This is a genomic window from Pseudomonas reidholzensis (genome assembly GCF_900536025.1).
Classification (GTDB): domain Bacteria; phylum Pseudomonadota; class Gammaproteobacteria; order Pseudomonadales; family Pseudomonadaceae; genus Aquipseudomonas; species Aquipseudomonas reidholzensis.
Map to the genome: position 1 here is coordinate 226,980 of NZ_UNOZ01000017.1, position 16,989 is coordinate 243,968.

At 64.3% G+C, this 16,989-nt stretch carries 17 protein-coding genes and 1 riboswitch; of the genes, 15 read left to right on the top strand and 2 right to left on the bottom strand.

Translation table 11 applies throughout. The annotated features are described in order from the left end of the window. Positions 1-323: 323 nt before the first annotated feature. From CCOS865_RS13350 to CCOS865_RS13385, 8 genes are all read left to right on the top strand, one after another. On the top strand, positions 324-566 hold the full coding sequence (locus CCOS865_RS13350) for a hypothetical protein (RefSeq protein ID WP_119141500.1): 243 nt from the start codon (positions 324-326) through the stop codon (positions 564-566). A 154-nt stretch (positions 567-720) separates the two neighbouring features. Next, complete coding sequence (locus CCOS865_RS13355; RefSeq protein WP_119141502.1) at positions 721-990, top strand: DUF3077 domain-containing protein; 270 nt, start codon at positions 721-723, stop codon at positions 988-990. 427 nt (positions 991-1,417) lie between these two features. Beyond that, on the top strand, positions 1,418-2,584 hold the full coding sequence (locus CCOS865_RS13360; protein WP_119141504.1) for an acetyltransferase domain-containing protein: 1,167 nt from the start codon (positions 1,418-1,420) through the stop codon (positions 2,582-2,584). 27 nt (positions 2,585-2,611) lie between these two features. Continuing rightward, a riboswitch (cobalamin riboswitch) is annotated at positions 2,612-2,813 on the top strand. A gap of 127 nt (positions 2,814-2,940) precedes the next feature. Next, complete coding sequence (locus tag CCOS865_RS13365; protein WP_119141506.1) at positions 2,941-3,954, top strand: ABC transporter substrate-binding protein; 1,014 nt, start codon at positions 2,941-2,943, stop codon at positions 3,952-3,954. Then, entirely contained in the window at positions 3,951-4,967 is a 1,017-nt protein-coding gene (locus CCOS865_RS13370; protein WP_119141508.1) for a FecCD family ABC transporter permease, read from the top strand. The genes CCOS865_RS13365 and CCOS865_RS13370 overlap by 4 nt, the downstream gene beginning before the upstream one ends. After that, positions 4,964-5,752 carry an ABC transporter ATP-binding protein gene (locus CCOS865_RS13375; RefSeq protein WP_119141510.1) on the top strand — a complete coding sequence of 263 codons (789 nt, stop codon included), beginning with the start codon at positions 4,964-4,966 and terminating at the stop codon, positions 5,750-5,752. Before CCOS865_RS13370 ends, CCOS865_RS13375 begins: the two co-directional genes overlap by 4 nt. Positions 5,753-5,769: 17 nt before the next feature. Then, positions 5,770-6,210 (top strand): pseudoazurin, encoded by a 441-nt coding sequence (locus tag CCOS865_RS13380; RefSeq protein WP_119141512.1) that lies wholly within the window; start codon positions 5,770-5,772, stop codon positions 6,208-6,210. Continuing rightward, positions 6,207-7,553, top strand: coding sequence for an OprD family porin (locus tag CCOS865_RS13385; RefSeq protein ID WP_119141514.1), 1,347 nt, complete (start codon positions 6,207-6,209; stop codon positions 7,551-7,553). The genes CCOS865_RS13380 and CCOS865_RS13385 overlap by 4 nt, the downstream gene beginning before the upstream one ends. Before the next feature lie 17 nt (positions 7,554-7,570). Here the strand turns inward: CCOS865_RS13385 and CCOS865_RS13390 are convergent, their stop codons facing one another. Together CCOS865_RS13390 and CCOS865_RS13395 are read right to left on the bottom strand one after the other, a co-directional pair. Then, a complete protein-coding gene (locus tag CCOS865_RS13390) occupies positions 7,571-7,873 on the bottom strand; it encodes a hypothetical protein (protein WP_119141516.1) in 303 nt (100 codons plus the stop codon). A 471-nt stretch (positions 7,874-8,344) separates the two neighbouring features. Continuing rightward, positions 8,345-8,848, bottom strand: coding sequence for a GNAT family N-acetyltransferase (locus CCOS865_RS13395; protein WP_119141518.1), 504 nt, complete (start codon positions 8,846-8,848; stop codon positions 8,345-8,347). Between the two features lie 136 nt (positions 8,849-8,984). Here CCOS865_RS13395 and CCOS865_RS13400 point away from each other — a divergent pair, with 136 nt between their 5' ends. The 7 genes from CCOS865_RS13400 (at position 8,985) to CCOS865_RS13430 (ending at position 16,960) form a co-directional block, all read left to right on the top strand. Then, entirely contained in the window at positions 8,985-9,452 is a 468-nt protein-coding gene (locus CCOS865_RS13400) for a hypothetical protein (protein WP_119141520.1), read from the top strand. 114 nt (positions 9,453-9,566) lie between these two features. After that, positions 9,567-11,171 (top strand): sensor domain-containing diguanylate cyclase, encoded by a 1,605-nt coding sequence (locus CCOS865_RS13405; protein WP_119141522.1) that lies wholly within the window; start codon positions 9,567-9,569, stop codon positions 11,169-11,171. Between the two features lie 54 nt (positions 11,172-11,225). Then, the gene (locus CCOS865_RS13410) at positions 11,226-12,239 is read left to right on the top strand and encodes an apurinic/apyrimidinic endonuclease family protein (protein WP_119141523.1); all 1,014 of its coding nucleotides are present in this window, start codon (positions 11,226-11,228) and stop codon (positions 12,237-12,239) included. A 145-nt stretch (positions 12,240-12,384) separates the two neighbouring features. Then, the gene (locus tag CCOS865_RS13415; RefSeq protein WP_119141646.1) at positions 12,385-13,158 is read left to right on the top strand and encodes a ParA family protein; all 774 of its coding nucleotides are present in this window, start codon (positions 12,385-12,387) and stop codon (positions 13,156-13,158) included. Between the two features lie 87 nt (positions 13,159-13,245). Continuing rightward, the gene (locus CCOS865_RS13420) at positions 13,246-13,653 is read left to right on the top strand and encodes a DUF2946 family protein (protein WP_119141525.1); all 408 of its coding nucleotides are present in this window, start codon (positions 13,246-13,248) and stop codon (positions 13,651-13,653) included. A 69-nt stretch (positions 13,654-13,722) separates the two neighbouring features. Continuing rightward, complete coding sequence (locus tag CCOS865_RS13425) at positions 13,723-15,873, top strand: TonB-dependent receptor (RefSeq protein ID WP_119141527.1); 2,151 nt, start codon at positions 13,723-13,725, stop codon at positions 15,871-15,873. A gap of 904 nt (positions 15,874-16,777) precedes the next feature. Continuing rightward, complete coding sequence (locus CCOS865_RS13430) at positions 16,778-16,960, top strand: hypothetical protein (RefSeq protein ID WP_119141529.1); 183 nt, start codon at positions 16,778-16,780, stop codon at positions 16,958-16,960. The last annotated feature ends 29 nt before the right edge of the window (positions 16,961-16,989 follow it).

Below are 16,989 nucleotides of genomic sequence, written 5' to 3' on the forward strand. Positions count from 1 at the left end.
TCAATTCGAGCAGTTCTAAAAATCAGATTTAACCCCTTCCTTGTAGTCCATTTCCCAAACATACTTCAGCCGCCTTTTTTCCGTTGCGGTGGCTCTGGCAGGGTTCTAGTCTCGGCGTGTCGTTGCTCATCAACGACACGGCTTTGACAGGCCGCAACGAAATCCAGGGCATTGCTTGGCCTCAATGGCAGCTGTGCCTGGGGCACGTTCGCGTGCGCCGGTTTTCCTGTATTTCGCCGGTCTGTCAACCCATGCACAGCTGCCACCCACTTGTTTGACAGCAAGTCGTGAGGCAGCTCCTCGTCGAAATACAGGAGCTGTACATGCTGAAGATCGTTCCCGATCCACCTCACAACCCCCACTCCCTCGAAGACACCCTCCTCCAGGCCACCGAGTACGCGCTGTGCGCGCAGACTGTCGCCCATCAGGCGATCATGCTGCAGCCCAGATCCCCCGTTGCGGTGCTGATGATGGCGGTGACGCATGAGCTTGAGACGCTGCGCATACTGCTCGAATCTGCGTTGACCCAGGTGCAGATACCGGCAGCGCCGCGGCCTGTGCACTGAGGCCCACGTGACGTGTCATCTGTTCGGACGCTATCGCGGGCAAGCCCGCTCCTACAGTGAGCGCGCGATGCCAACGCTTGCGCTACCCCTGTAGGAGCGGGCTTGCCCGCGATAGCGCCGGAACAGGCACTGATAATTTCAGGGAGACTGAGCCATGAGCACAGAGGAAGAAACACCCAACACCACGGTCGGCAAAACCAAGTTCTACCAGGGTGAAGGCATGACCCAACCGTTGTTCTGCATCGAGCCTGGCATCCCTTGCCAGCATGCGCGGGAGCAAGCCTCGGAACTGCTGGGGGTCGTACGGGAGTTGACCATCACCGGCGTGATGGAAGACAACCCGCAACTCGTCTGGGCATCGCACTACCTGAGCGCGCTGGCCAAGGCACTGCTGGATGATGCCGAGTTGGGCATGGCTCACTGAAGATTGGCTCGCCCTTGCCCCATCGTTAGGGTGACCCTCTCAGCGTTAGCCAACGGCACTTGCTTCACTTCCATCAGGGCCGACGTATTGCGCCAGGCGGGAGCAACTGTCTTGCTCAAACGTGCGTGATCGGTGTGGGAGCGGGTTTACCCGCGAACACGGGCGAAGCCAGTGCCATCCTCCGCGTTGCCTGCTTCGCGGCGGTTCGACGCCTCGATAAACCCGCTCCCACAAGGTTCGCGCCGGCCTCGGAAAATGAGCAAGAGCAATACTGTCGCAATGGCAGCTATGGGTCGTAAGCAACTGTTCCCCCGCCCCTAATTCCTTAAGCCTCCCAAACAAAAAATTTCCCACCCCTACCACCACCCCACAAAAAAGATATAAGATAACATTTCATTTGACACCTCATCCCGACCAGCGAACCCCCATGACAAGCGCCTCCGCCACCCCCACCCTGCTCACCCAGCGCCTACAGAGCATCGACGCCCTGCGCGGCCTGGTGATCCTGTTCATGCTGCTGGACCACGTCCGCGAGACCTTTTTCCTGCACCGCCAGGTCAGCGACCCGATGAACATCGATGTCACCGAACCTTCGCTGTTCTTCAGCCGCACCCTGGCCCACCTGTGTGCGCCGGTGTTCGTCCTGCTGACCGGCCTCTCGGCCTGGCTGTACGGCGAGAAATACCAGGGCCGTGGCGCCACTTCGGCGTTCCTGTTCAAGCGCGGGCTGTTCCTGGTGGTGCTGGAGTTCACCCTGGTCAACTTCGCCTGGACCTTCCAGCTGCCGCCGAGCGTGATCTACATGCAGGTGATCTGGGCCATCGGCGTCAGCATGATCGCCCTCTCGGTGCTGGTCTGGCTGCCGCGCCCGGCATTGATCGCACTGGGTGCGGTGATCATCGGCGGGCACAACCTGCTCGACGGCGTGCACTTCGCGCCCGGCTCGTGGATGCACGTGCCGTGGGCCATCCTGCATGACCGTGGCTGGCTGGAGTTCTCCGACAGCCTGCGCCTGCGCACCTCCTATCCGGTGCTGCCATGGATCGGTGTGATCGCCCTGGGTTACGCACTGGGCCCGTGGTTCGCCCGAGGTAGCGATGCCGGCGAGCGCCAATACCGACTGCTGCTGGCCGGTGCACTGGCCCTGCTCGGCTTCCTCGTGGTGCGCATGCTCAACGGCTATGGCGAAGCGCCGTGGCACAGCTACCCGAGCCTGATGCAGACGCTGATGAGCTTCTTCAACATCACCAAGTACCCGCCGTCGCTGATGTTCCTCAGCCTGACCCTGGGTATTGGGCTGCTCCTGCTGCGTGGCTTCGAGCGGGCCGGCCAGGCGCGCTGGATCAGCGTGCTGGCGGTGTTTGGCGCAGCGCCGATGTTCTTCTACCTGCTGCACCTGTATGTGCTCAAGCTGCTGTACCTCGCCAGCGTTGCCCTGTTCGGCCTCAACCATGGCGACTACTTCGGCTTCGACGGCATTGGCGCGGTGTGGCTCGGCGCCGTGGCGCTGGCGGCTTCGCTGTACCTGCCGGTGCGCTGGTTCGCCCAGCTGAAGGCCCACCGCCGCGACATCGCCTGGCTGAAGTACCTGTAAAAAGCGTTTCACCCGGCGGCGTGATGGTCTACCATGCCGCCCGCCGGTTTCCACCACGGAATTAATAGGGAATCCCAAGCCTGCACGCCACGCAGGCTCACTGGAACTGCCCCCGCAACTGTAGGTGCCGAGCCTGCTCCATCGATGCCACTGGATCGCTTGATCCGGGAAGGCCGGAGCCAGGCCATGACGCACCAGTCAGGAGACCTGCCGGCAAACATTTACCAACCGGCGGGGTGTCCGGGATGGCCATCTCCACCCTCGTGAGGGTGCTGCCCGTTGCCGAGCGCAACGGGCTCGGCGATGCCTGTCCGTGCGTTCATTCCGTGAACCCTTCGATAGGAGATCGTCCCACCATGCTGCCCCGTTTCGCTGCCCTGCTTGCCGGTCTGAGTCTGTCTGGCCTGGCCCAGGCCGCCGCCACCCATTACCCGCTGACCGTTGAGAACTGTGGCGCACCGCAGACCTTTGCCCACGCGCCCGAGCGCGCCGTGACCATTGGCCAGGCGGGCACCGAGATGCTTTATGCACTGGGCCTGGGCGACAAGCTGGTCGGCACCTCGCTGTGGTTCAACAACGTGTTGCCGGAGTTCAAGGCGCAGAACGACAAGGTCGAGCGCCTGGCCGACAATGACCCAAGCTTCGAGGCGGTGGTCGGCAAGCGCCCGCAACTGGTGGCGGTGCAGTTCGAGTGGATGGTCGGCGCCCAGGGCGTGGTCGGCACCCGCGAGCAGTTCAGCGAGCTGAAGATCCCCACTTATCTGCTGCCCTCCGACTGCGAAGGCAAGGACAACCTGGTCGGCGCCGACGGCACCCGCCTGCAGCCGTTCAAGATCGACAGCATCTACAAGAGCGTCAGCCAGCTGGCCGAGATCTTCGACGTGCAGGACCGTGGCGCGGCACTCAATACCGAGCTGCAGGGCAGCCTGGAAAAAGCCAGGCAACAGTTGGCGAGCAAGGACCTGTCGAACACCTCGGCGCTGTTCTGGTTCTCCAGTGCCGACCTCGACATCGACCCGTATGTCGCCGGTCGCCAGGGCGTTGCCGACTTCATGCTGCAGACCCTGGGCGTGCGCAACGTCGTCACCTCCAATGAAGAATGGCCGACCGTGGGCTGGGAAACGCTGGCCAAGGCCAACCCGACCTGGCTGATCATCGCCCGCATGGACCGCCGCCGCTTCCCGGCCGACGACTACCAGAAAAAGCTGGAATTCCTCCGCAGCGACCCAGTGACCCAGAACATGGACGCGGTCAAGCAAGGACGCATCATCGTCCTCGACGCCGACGCCATGCAGGCCGGCATTCGTTTGTTCCGCGGCCTCGAAACCCTGTCCAACGCCTTCGCTACCGGTAAAGCCCCACAACCATGATCCGCCTGCTGCCCTACAGTGCCCTCGCCCTGCTCGCCTTGTTCGCGGCCATGCTGGCTGGCATCGCCATCGGCGAGACGCCGCTGTCGCCGACCGTGGTGTTCCAGGTGCTGGCCAACCACCTGTGGAATGCCGGCTACCCGGTCGACCCGATCGACGCCGGCATCGTCTGGAACTACCGCCTGACCCGGACCCTGGTGGCCGCGGCCTGCGGTGCGGGCCTGGCGACCTGTGGGGTGATCCTGCAGGCGTTGCTGCGCAACCCGCTGGCCGAGCCCTACTTGCTGGGGCTGTCGGCGGGGGCTTCGACCGGTGCCGTGGCGGTGGGCCTGCTGGGCTTGGGCGGCGTCGCGCTGTCGATGTCTGGCGGCGCTTTTATCGGCGCACTGGCGGCGTTTGGCCTGGTCCTGCTGCTGTCACGGGCCAGTGGGCCGAGCGGCGGCAACGCCCAGGTGATCCTGGCGGGCATCGCCGGTTCGCAGCTGTTCAGCGCGCTGACGGCGTTTCTGATCACCAAGTCGGCCACTGCCGAACAGGCCCGCGGCATTCTGTTCTGGCTGCTCGGCAACCTCAGCGGCGTGCGCTGGCCCTCGGTGTGGCTGGCCCTGCCGGTGGCGCTGGTAGGGCTGGCGGTGTGCCTGTGGCACCGGCGGGCGCTGGATGCCTTTACCTTTGGCGCCGACTCGGCGGCCTCGCTGGGCATCCCGGTGCGCCGCACGCAGTTGCTGCTGATCAGTTGCGCGGCGCTGGTCACCGCGGTGATGGTGTCGATCGTCGGCGCCATTGGTTTCGTCGGGCTGGTCATCCCCCATGCCTTGCGCCTGCTGCTCGGCCCCGGCCATAGCCGCCTGCTGCCGGCCAGTGCGCTGGGCGGGGCGTTGTTCCTGATCAGCGCCGACATTCTTTCGCGCACGTTGATCCCCGGGCAGGTGATCCCCGTCGGCGTGGTCACTGCGTTGATCGGTGCACCGGTGTTTGCGCTGATCCTGATCAGCCGCAGGGGGCGCCCATGACGGTCATGACCTCGTTGTTGCCCGCACCGTTGGCCTGCCAAGGCCTCGGCCTGCGCCTGGGCGGCAGCACCGTGCTGGAGCACATCGACCTGGCCGTGATCGCCGGCGAAACGCTCGGTGTGGTCGGCCCCAACGGCTCCGGCAAATCGACCCTGCTCAAGCTGCTAGCCGGCCTGCTGAAACCGAGCAGCGGCGACGTGCAACTGGGCGGCGAAGCCCTGGCGCGCATGCCACGCCGGCGGGTGGCGCAAGCGCTGGCGCTGGTCGAACAGCAGGCCGACACCAGCGATGCGATCAGCGTCTACGACGCCGTTGCCCTCGGCCGTACGCCCTGGCTGTCGGCACTGGCACCCTTCTCCAGGGAGGACCGCACGATCGTCGAACAGGCGCTGGCCAGCCTCGATGCGCTGCACCTGCGCGAACGCCTCTGGCACAGCCTCTCGGGCGGTGAACGGCAACGCGTGCACATCGCCCGCGCATTGGCCCAGCGGCCGCAGCTGCTGCTGCTCGACGAGCCGACCAACCACCTCGATATCCAGCACCAGCTGAGCCTGTTGCAGCAGGTCCAGGCGCTGCCGGTGACCACCCTGGTGGCCCTGCATGACCTCAACCAGGCGCTGACCTGCGACCGCTTGGCGGTGCTCGACCAAGGCCGCCTGGTGGCCCTGGGCAAACCGCTCGAGGTGCTCACGCCCGAGCGCCTGCTGAGCACCTTTGGCGTTCACGCGCACTACCTCACCGACCCTTACGACGGCGCGCGCATCCTGCGCTTTCGCGCCTCCTGAACCTGGAAGTTCTCGATATGTTGTTGCGTCCTCTTGCCCTGTTGCTGTCCAGTGCGCTGCTCGCCCCGCTGGCGCTGGCCGAAGTCCACGAAGTGAAAATGCTCAACCGCGGCGCTGATGGCGCCATGGTCTACGAGCCCGATCACCTGCGCATCGCCGCAGGTGACAGCGTGCGCTTCCTGCCAACCCAGAGCGGGCACAACGCCGCCAGCGTCGCGGCGCTGCTGCCGAGCGGTGCCGAGGCCTTCAAGAGCAAGCTCAACCAGCCGTTCGAGCAGACCTTCAGCGTGCCTGGGCTGTATGGCATCCAGTGCATTCCGCACCTGGCGATGGGCATGGTCATGTTGATCCAGGTCGGTGAGCCGGCCGCTGGCCAGGCGGCAGTGCCCGCGGACCTGCCCGCCCGTGCCAAGGCGCGCTTCGATGCGCAACTGGAGAAACTGGAGGCGGGTCAATGAGCCGCGTGCAACGCTTCGCCCTGCTGCTGCCATTGATCGTAGCGGCGCCGCTGGCACTGGCTGAATCGGCCCAGTCCAAGTCCAACGGTTTTGTCGAAGACAGTAGCTGGAGCCTGCTCAACCGCACGGTCTTCGACCAGCGCGACTATCGCCACGGTGGCCGCAACAGCAGCGGTCGCAACGCCTACAAGCCGCGCAGCGAACGTAACGGCAAGGCCGAGGAATGGGCCTACGGCTTGATGGGCACGTTGCAGTCCGGCTTCACCCAAGGCCTGATCGGCGTCGGCGTCGATGCCCATGCCTACCTCGGCGTGCAACTCGACAGCGGCGGCGGCCGGGTCGGCAAGGCCCGCCTGCTGGGCGTGGACAACGAGGGCCACCCGAAGAACGAATACAGCCGTGGCGGTGCCGCGCTCAAGCTGCGCCTGTCCAACACGGTGCTGTCGTACGGTGAGCAACGGGTCAAGACCCCGGTGTTCAGTTCCTCCGACAGCCGCCTGTTGCCTGAGACCGCGACCGGTTTGTTCCTCACCAGCAGCGAGGTCGACACGCTCAAGCTGGTGGCCGGGCACTTCAACGAAAGCACCGACCGCAACGCCTCGAGCCACGACCAAGGGTTCGTGGTGAACTACTCCAACGGCCGCCAGGGCAACAGCTTTGATCTGGCCGGCGCGGTGTGGAACCCGAGCAGCGCGCTCAGCGCCAGCCTGTACACCTCGCGCTACGAGGACAGCTGGAACCAGCACTACCTCGGCAGCACCTTGAGCCACGCCCTGGATGACCGGCGCAGCGTCAGCCTCGACCTCAACCTGTACCGCACCACCGACACCGGCAAGGCGCTCTCCGGGCGCATCGACAACACCACCTGGAGCCTGGTTTCCCGTTACAACCAGGGGCCGCACGGTTTCAGCCTGGGCTGGCAGCAGGTGGACGGCAACACCCCGTTCGACTACGTCACCCGCGGCGCGATCTTCATTGCCAACGCTGTGCAGATGTCCGACTTCAACGCGCCCAACGAGAAGTCGTGGCAGGCGCGCTATGACCTGAACATGGGCGCTTACGGCGTGCCCGGGTTGAACCTGAGCGCGCTGTATGTGCGCGGTTTCGACATCGACGGTAGCCATGTCGACCCGAACGGCGGGTATGCGTACCTGGGTTATGGCAAAGGCGGCAAGCATTGGGAGCGCGACCTCGAAGCACGCTATGTGGTGCAGGACGGCAAGGCCAAGGGCACGACTTTTTCGCTGCGCCACAACGTGCATCGCGGCAATACCGCGCAGGCGGAGCTGGACGGTGACCAGATCCGCCTGGCGGTCGAGTATCCGCTGACGGGTGGGTTCTGAGCTGACGCAGGCTTCGCTTAGGTCAGGCCCCAGGGTGCGCGTTCATGGGCACTCATACCGCTGACCACCTGCGAGAAGGTGTCGTTGAATTCAGAGCTGACATTGCCGAACGCCTTGAAGTTGGTCAGCAGGTAGCGCTTCACGGTGTTCGGCCAGTTGCCTGCCTGGTGAGCGGCAATGATGATGCCCTTGGCATCCTGGTAGTTGGTTGCGGGCCTGATTTGCGTGAGCCGTTGCTCGAAGTGGCCGAAGGTCCATTCGTCCTCGCGGGTTTCGAATTCGTTCAGCAGGGTGATTTTGTAGAGAGCCAGGTCGGGCATGGTGGGTGCTTCCTCGATGGGTGACGTTGAGGAAACTACCCAAATGGCGGGGATGGGGAAATGAACCATGTGTACTCATGGCGGGGCTGGATGTAGGACGATTCCCAAGGTGCTGGTGTGGATTAGCGCTGCCCGCGCGCGGTGCTAGCCACAGGCTTCTCTAGCGCCCTTGAGATCGAGCGCCGCCCGCGCGGCGCTTCGCGAGTAAACTCGCTCCCACATTTGTTGCATCGTGCCATGGCCTGACAGACCCCAGGCTTAGCCCTTGTTGGTACGGCGAAGATCTTGAGCCGACCCAAATGACCTCCCCGCAACCTTTTGCCTTGCACCAAGGCTGGCAACCCCTCTCTCACAGGCCATGGTGCGTTGCAACAAATGTGGGAGCGAGTTTACTCGCGAAGCGCCGCGCGAACGGCGCTCGATAGTGAGGGCGCTAGAGAAGCTGTGACATACACCCGCGATCACGATCGCTCAAGCGTCATGTAGCCACCGTTGCATATGCGTCGTCCGCCAAACCGGATCAGGCTCTACATCGGTGACCACAAACCCCTGCCGCTCCCAGAAGCAGATCGCCCCCGGCAAGAACGGATGCGTATGCAAGTAGAGGCACTCGACCCCAGCCTTCAGCGCCTCATCGCGCAGCGCCTCGAACAACGCCGCCGCCAAGCCGCAGCGCCGATACTCGGGCAGCACGAACAACCGCACCACCTCCACCACGCACACTCCGCGATAATCCAGCTGGGCAAACCGGTGGTCATACGGCACATAACCAATCGCAGCGACCAAGCGACCATTATCGCGGGCAATCAGAAAACAACCCTCGCCCTGCACATAGGTCTCGCCGAAATACGCCAGGTCGTTCGGCAAGGGCGCCCCGGCCAGCATCGGGAACAGCTCCCGGCGGGAAGCGTTGACGAATGCGACAACTTCGTCGATCGCCTCGGCAGGTACAGGTGTGAAAGTCCAGTCGGTCATTGGGGCTAGCGGCCATCTACGAAAACACAGCAGGTTTCTACCCCATGGGCCCACTCCAGCGCAAACCGAGGCATCCGCTAAACCCCGAAAAACCGGTAAGCTTGCCGCACCACCGCGCCCAAGGCCTCCCCTGTCGATGATCCGCTTGCCGAAACTGCTGCTGCCCCTGCTCCTGCTCGGCGCCCTCGCCGCCTGCGACCAGAAGCCCACCCGCGAACAACAGATCCTGGCCAACCTGCCGTTGCAGGCCGCCTACGAGCACAACATCGGCCGCATGGCGGCGCTGTTGGCCATGAGCCATCCGCAAGTGCCCGAAGACACCATCAGGCAAGTGCTGCGCAAGCACCTGACCGTCGACGACCAGCGCAACGACCTGTTCAAGCTGTACAGCGAAAAGAACTTCAGCGACAGCGAGTTCGCCACCATCGTCCAGGCCACCCAGGACCCGGCCAAGGCCAAGGCCCTGGGTGATACCGCAGAGGGCAAGGCGCTGAGCGAAAAACTCACCGGGCTGATGCGCGAAAGTGCCCGCGACCCCAAGGTCCAGGCGCTGGCCGAAGCGCGCATGCAGCAGGTCGAAGATGAACTGAACGCGCTGCCGTGACCTGGGTGCGTCGCCAAATGACGCTGCCCGCGCCCTGGCGCAGTATTCTCGTAGCTGTGATCTCGTATAACGCGTAAGGTTATTACTCCGCGCTACAGGCCAGTGAGGTCAGGATTGCCACACGCCAAGAAAGGACTTCGCCTGGATCTGCGCACGCTGATCCTCGTGCTCTCGGCATTTACCGCCGTGCTCATGCTATTGACCAGCTACTTCGCCAGCTACCGGGTGCAGCGTCAGCTGCTGATCGACCACTCGCTGGAAGCCAACCGGGTATACGCCGCCAAACTGGCGTCGATCACCGACCTGTTCATCGGCAACGCCCTCAAGCAACTGAGCTTCAGCGCTCAGGTGCAAGCCCGGCAGTTGGCCGACAGTGACGCGCTGCTGGCGGAGAGCGAGCGCGTGCTGCATCAGAGCAATGCCTTCAACTCGACCTTCGTGGTCGACGCCCGGGGCATCCTGCAGGCCGTATCACCGGCACCGTTGCGCCATCTGCTGGGCAGCCAGGTGGACACCCCAGGCGTCCAGGAAGCCCTGCGCGAGCGCCGGGCGCTGGTGTCGACACCCTACCTGTCTTCGGCCAACAACCTGGTGGTGATGCTGTCGCAGCCAATCTTCGCCAGTGACGGCAGCTACCTGGGCTTTGCCGGCGGCAGCCTGTACCTGCGTGAAGACAACGTCCTCAACAGCCTGCTCGGTGAGCACTATTACAAGGACGGCTCCTACCTGTACGTGGTCGATCGCAATCGGCGCCTGCTCTATCACCCCGATGGGCAGCGGGTCGGCACGCAGGTCAGTGGCAATGCCCTGATCGACCAGCTGGCGGGCCTGGGCAGTGGCACCCGGCAGTTGACCAACAGTGTTGGCGTGGAGATGCTCGCCGGCTTCGCCACGGTGCCCACTACCGGCTGGGGCGTGGTCGCGCAGCAGCCGTTGGCGCAAACCGTGGCGCCGCTGCGCCAGCTGATCCTCAACGTGATCGCCATCTCGGCGCCGCTGGTGCTGCTGGGCAGCCTGCTGCTGTGGTGGCTGGCGCTGATCATCGCCCGCCCCTTGTGGCAACTGGCGGCCGGCGCGCGGGCACTTGACCGCCCCGGCACCGCCGAGCACCTGCATGGCGTGCGCGCCTGGTACTTCGAAGCGGCCGAGCTCAAGCGTGCCTTGCTGTTCGGCCTGAACCTGCTGCAAGAGCGTATCGGCCGGCTCAACCGCGACGCCCAGACCGACCCGCTGACCGGCCTGGGCAACCGCCGTCGCCTGGAATTCAGCCTGGCGCTGCTGGAGGCCGAGGGGCGGGATTTCTCGGCCATCGCACTGGACATCGATCACTTCAAGCGGATCAACGACAGCCACGGCCATGATGTCGGTGACCAGGTCCTGCGCCAGCTCGCCGAGCTGATGCGCCGCTGCTGCCGGGAAGGCGATGTGCTGTGCCGCACGGGCGGTGAGGAGTTCGTCATGCTGCTGCCGGGCGCGCCGCTGGAAGTCGCCACGGCGGTGGCCCAGCGCCTGCGCCTGGCCGTGCAAGACACCGCGATACCGCCCGTCGGCGCGGTGACCCTGTCGCTGGGGGTAGCCCGTTGGCCGGCCCAAGGCCATGCGCCGCCGGCGGACACGCTCGCCGAGGCCGACCAGGCGATGTACGCAGCCAAGCGCGGGGGGCGCAATCAAGTACAGGTCAGCGGGCCGATCATCGCGCCTGCCCTGCACACCCACTGAGCGATATGCGCTCGCCGTTGTCCAACCATCAGCCTGTCGCCACCGGAGATTTCCATGCCCCGCCTGGGCTTTGCCTGCATGTACCGCCACCCCGACCGCAGCCTCTCGAGCAAGGCCCTCGAAGCCATCGAGCGGCCTTTCAACCCGCGCACCACGACGTTGCGCTGGCTGTCTACGGCCAGCCCCGAAGCGGCGCGGGCCAAGCTGCTGGAGCTGGTGGAGCACAACCTCGACGCGCAACTGCGCCTGCTCGCCTACGTCGCCCAATTGCCACCGGCCTTGCGCATGCTGCGCCTGAGCAGCGACCTGCTGCCGCTGTACAGCCACGTCGAAATCGCCCCGTTCTATCACGACCCGGCGATCCAGGCGCACCTGCAGCAGCGCTTCGCCGCGATTGGCGAGTATGCGCGGGCTGCCGACATCCGCCTGTCGTTCCACCCCGGCCAGTACTGCGTGCTCGGCTCGGACCGGCCCGAGGTGGTGGAGAACAGCCTGGCGGAGTTCGAGTACCACGCCGACATGATCCGCATGATGGGCTACGGCCAGCGCTTCCAGGACTTCAAGTGCAACGTGCACATCGCCGGGCGCCTGGGCGCCGAAGGCATGCGCGCGGTGTGGCCACGGTTGTCGGAGGTGGCGCGCAATGTCATCACCCTGGAAAACGACGAGAAGACCTACGGCGTCGATGACTGCCTGTCATTGGCGGACCTGGCGCCGGTGGTGCTGGACATCCACCACTGCTGGATCCACGAGAACGACTACATCGCCCATGACGATCCGCGCCTGGCGAGGATCATCGACAGCTGGCGCGGGGTGCGGCCGGTGATGCACTACTCGCAGCCGCCCGAACGGCTGCAGGAGCTGGGCTTCAAGGCTGAAAACAAGCTGGAGATTCCGGCGCTGCTGGAGCAGGTCAACAAGCGCGATCTGTACCTGCACAGCGGCTGCATGTGGAACGACTGGACCAACCGCTATGCGCTGGGGTTCATGGACCGCTTCGACATCATGTTCGAGGCCAAGGACAAGAACCTGGCGACGCAGGCGTTCTATCAGCGTTACGTAGCCTGACCCCTGTGCCCACCCAAAACGCTCTAGCGCGGGAGATGTAACAAGTCTTGTCTTAATACTGTCATGTTTTCTTCATAGGATTGTCCCTGTTCTGCCATTTTCATCGAGCGCCCCCACAGGGCCCACTTCAGGGATGAACCGCACCATGCGTCGTGTCGTATTCAATCAGAAAGGTGGCGTCGGCAAGTCGAGCATCGCCTGTAATCTGGCCGCCGCCAGCGCCGCCGAAGGCTACCGGACCTTGCTGGTCGACCTCGACCCGCAGGCCAATGCCACCTACTACCTCACGGGCCTGACCCACGACGACATTCCGCCCGGCATCGCCGACTTCTTCCGTCAGACCCTGTCGGCTACGCCCGAAGGGCGCAAGAACCGCGTGGCGATCACCGAGACCCGCTACGCCAACCTGCACCTGGTCACCGCCAGCCCGGACCTCGCCGACCTGCAGACCAAGCTGGAAAGCAAATTCAAGATCAACAAGCTGCGCAAGCTGCTGGTGGCGTTGTCCGAGGATTACGAGCGGATCTACATCGACACGCCGCCCGCCTTGAACTTCTACACCTTCAGCGCACTGCTCGCCGCCGAACGTCTGCTGATCCCGTTCGACTGCGACAGCTTCTCGCGCCAGGCGCTGCTCAGCGTCATGGCCGAAGTGGAGGAGCTGCGCCTGGATCACAACGCCGCGCTGCAAGTCGAAGGTGTGGTGGTCAACCAGTTCGCCGGGCGCACCGCGTTGCACCAGACCCTGGTCGATCAGTTGCGCGCCGAAGGGCTGCCGGTGCTGCCGGTGTACCTGAGCAACTCGATCAAGATGCGCGAGTCGCATCAGGTGTCGGTGCCGCTGGTGCACATGGCGCCGGGGCACAAGCTCTCGCGCGAGTTCGTCGACCTGCTGGATGTGCTGGAGCGGGCCGCCTGAGTCGCCGCCCGCAGCGCGAACGCTGCGACAATCCACCACACCCTGCGGGGCACCCGGCGCCGCTATCCAGATGATAGATTCCCCGGCATGAAAACCACCCGCCAGACGCGCGCGCTGACTGCCTGGATGCTCTACGCCAGCGTCCTCTTCAGCCTTATGCTCTGCGGCCTGCACCATGGCCAGATGAGCGGCCTGCGGCTGGCCGGGCTGGACGCGGGTTTCTGTTCGATCAGCAGCGAGCATGGCCCGGCCATCAACCTCGATGATGCGGGCGGCGACCAACACATGGCCCAGCTCGACTGCCCGGTGTGCTCCTCCTTCGGCCTGGCCGTACCGCTGACCAGCGCCGCCTGGTCGTTCAGCCTGATGCAGGGCAACGCGCCCTCGCCGATCGTCGTGCGCAGCTGGGCACAACCGCCGCCGCGCTACCTGCGCCCCGCCATCAATCCCCGCGCCTCCCCCGCCCCACTTCCCGCAGCTACCGCTTTCGCCTGACCCCTGTACGGCTACGTTTGCCCGTGCGCGCGGGGTCAGCCATGACCTTTGCGTGGAAGTTACGACACCATGATCCGCCACACCTCCCTGGTGCTGCTGGCAAGCACCTGCACTTTCGCCTGGGCGCACGCCGCGCCCGTTGAACTCAACGCCACCGCCATCGATGCAGAACGCGCCGTGCCCTCCGGCGTGCAACTCGACGAGCCGATCCGCACCGGCTCGAAGCTCGGCCTGACCGCGCGGCAGACGCCCGCCTCGGTCAGTGTCTCGGACCGCAGCGTGATCGAGCAGCGCGGGGCCAAGGACACCCAGGACGTGATCAACGCCATGACCGGCGTGAACGCCTCGGCCAACCCCGGCTACGGCGGTTTCGTCGCCTACCGCGGCTTTACCCAGAACCAGATCACCCAGCTCTACAACGGCATCAACCTGGGCTACAGCAGCGCCACCCGGCCAGTGGACGCCTGGACCGTCGACCGGGTCGAGCTGATCGGTGGGCCCTCCTCGTTGCTGCACGGTGCTGGCGCCGTGGGCGGCTCGATCAACACCATCAGCAAGCTGGCCAGCCGCGACCCGCAACTGCTCGACGGGCGCCTGCGCTATGGCAGCTACGATGACTCGGAAGTGGCGTTCGGGATCAACCAGGCGCTGGCCAGCAACCCGGCCGACGCACGCCACTTCGCGCGTCTGGATTTCAGCCGCGGCCACAGCAATGGCTACATCGACCGCAACCAGCGTGACACCAGCAGCCTGGCGTTTTCGCTGCTCAGCGACCTGAGCGACAACCTCACCCATACCTTTGCCGTGGAGTATCAGGAAGACAAGGAAATCAGCCCGTACTGGGGCTCGCCGATCCTGCCGGGGCGCCGCACGATGAAGATCGACAACAGTCGCCGCTTCGAGAACTACAACGTCGCAGACGGGCGCTATGAACAGCGCGTGCGCTGGCTGCGCTCGATACTCGACTACCAGATCAGCGACAGCACCAGCGTGCAGAACACCCTCTACCACTACGACGCCGAGCGTGATTACCGCAACGTCGAGCGCTACACCTACAACAGTGCCGGCAACGTCCAGCGCGCCAGCCCTTACCTGCAACGCCACGAGCAGCAGGTACTCGGCGACCGCGTCGAGCTGCGTCACGATAACCGTCTGTTCGACCTGGCCAGCCAATGGGCGCTGGGCCTGGATTACTCGCGCATGCGCCAGAACGTCTACCCCACCTCTGGCAACTGGAGTGACCAGGTCGACCCAGAGCATTTCGACCCTGGCAGCTTCGACGCGATTTCCGGGGTGAATGCCGGCCTTACCAAGCAGCGTCATCACGAGTTGAGCAACCGTGCGGTGTTTGTCGAAAATCGTCTGCAACTGACTGAGCGCCTGGCCCTGCTCAGTGGCCTGCGCTACGACTACCTGGAGATGCAGGTGACCAACTACGGCGCGGTATCGCCGACCAGCCCGGCCTACTTCGAGCGGCGCTGGGAGCCGCTGAGTGGCCGGCTCGGGCTGACCTACGAGCTGACGCCGAGTGCCAGCCTGTATCTGCAGTACAGCACGGCCGCGGATTTGCCCGCCGGCTCATTGGCGGGTGCGACCTACTCCAATGTCGGGCTGTTCGACTTGTCCAAGGGCGAGCAGTGGGAGGCCGGGAGCAAGTTCGACTTCCTCGAGGGGCGTGGCGCGGCGACCGTGGCGGTGTACCAGATCGTGCGCAAGGACTTTGCCGTGCGCGACTCGAACGACCCCAACCTGACGGTCCAGGCGGGGCAGCAGACGTCGCGGGGGGTCGAGTTGTCTGGGCGCTTGCAGGTCACCTCGAAGCTGTTGGCGGAGGCCAACTATGCCTATGTCGATGCGCAGTACGATGTCTTCAATGAAGCGGTCAATGGGGTGTCGGTGTCGCGCAAGGGCAATGCACCGGTCAATGTGCCGGCCAGTGTCGGTAACCTGTGGTTGACCTACAGCTTCGACTCGGCCTGGGCCGCGGGGGTGGATGGGCGCTATGTGGGGTCGGTGTATGCGGACAATGCCAATACGTTGAAGGCGCCGGCCTATACGTTGTTCGGGGCGTTCGTGCGGTACCGGGTCGATGAGCACACGGCGGTCACGGCGCGGGTGCGCAACCTGACCGATGAGGTGTATGCCAAGCAGGCGTATGGCGTGCAGTACTACATGGGAGCGCCACGGACGTTCGACGTCGCGGTCGATTTGCGCTTCTGAGGTTTGGGGGCGGAGTGGGGATTGTGGTCTTATCCGTTCGATGGGGTGGCGCTGATGGCCCCTTCCGCCCTTACGGCGGGTCACTTTTTTTCTTGGAAAAAAGTAACCAAAAACCGCCGGCTCCCACATACGGCCCTCCGCTGCGCTGCGGGTTCCCTCACTCCGGCCTCCTGAGGTCGCCAAGTTAGGGGTGGCGCCTGGGCTGGCGTTATCTTCGACAGTGGCATGAGTGGTGGATATTCGGGCCTCTTCGCGGGTAAACCCGCTCCCACAGGGACCGCAGTGGCCTTACGGTCAGCAGAGAACCTGTGGGAGCGGGTTTACCCGCGAAGAGGCCGGGACTGCCAATGCAAATTCTGGCGCTGACGCGCTGTACCGCCCTTATAAACAAGCGAGAGCGCAGCGATTCGCCAGCCGTTGCCCTGGCCCTTGATCTGGCTGATCTTGATCTGGCTTGTGATCTTGATCTACCGCGACTTCAGGAGGCCGAACGGAGGTCTTGCGGAGTGAGGTGACGGCCATGGATGGCCGGCAAGCGCCGCGGGCCAGGAAGGCCCGTCCGGCGCGGTCCTCACGGGAGCAAGGCCGGAGTGAGGGAACCCGTAGCGCAGCGAAGGGCCGGATGCAGGAGCCAAGACCTTTTGGTTACTTTTGGGGCGTTTGCCAAAAGTGACCCGCCGTAAGGGCGGAAGGGGCCAGTAGCCGCACCACACCCACCGGATAAGCTCGCTAATCGAAACCCGCCACCACCGGCAACACAGGGTGTTGGCGCCCGCAAACACCGCGTATCCCACGTCGATGAAACATGTTTCATCGTCAGTTTATTTACTTAGGCTGCTATCAAACCCTATAACTAAGTCCTGCGACACAGTGCCGCAGCCAACTCAGCAGTGGAGTTTTAACGATGACAGTCCAAGTAAGCGAGCGCGACGAATCGAAAATGTCCCACGAAGGCGTAGCCGCCGGTGTACGGATCTGGGATGTGCACCAGCAGGGCCAACTGGTCGGTATGTTCCACCAGGAGCACGAAGCCCAGGAATACCGCCACGAACTCGAGCAGCTCGAGAGCCAACGCACCACGCAATAATCAGTCTTCAATAAAAAACCCCGCCTAGG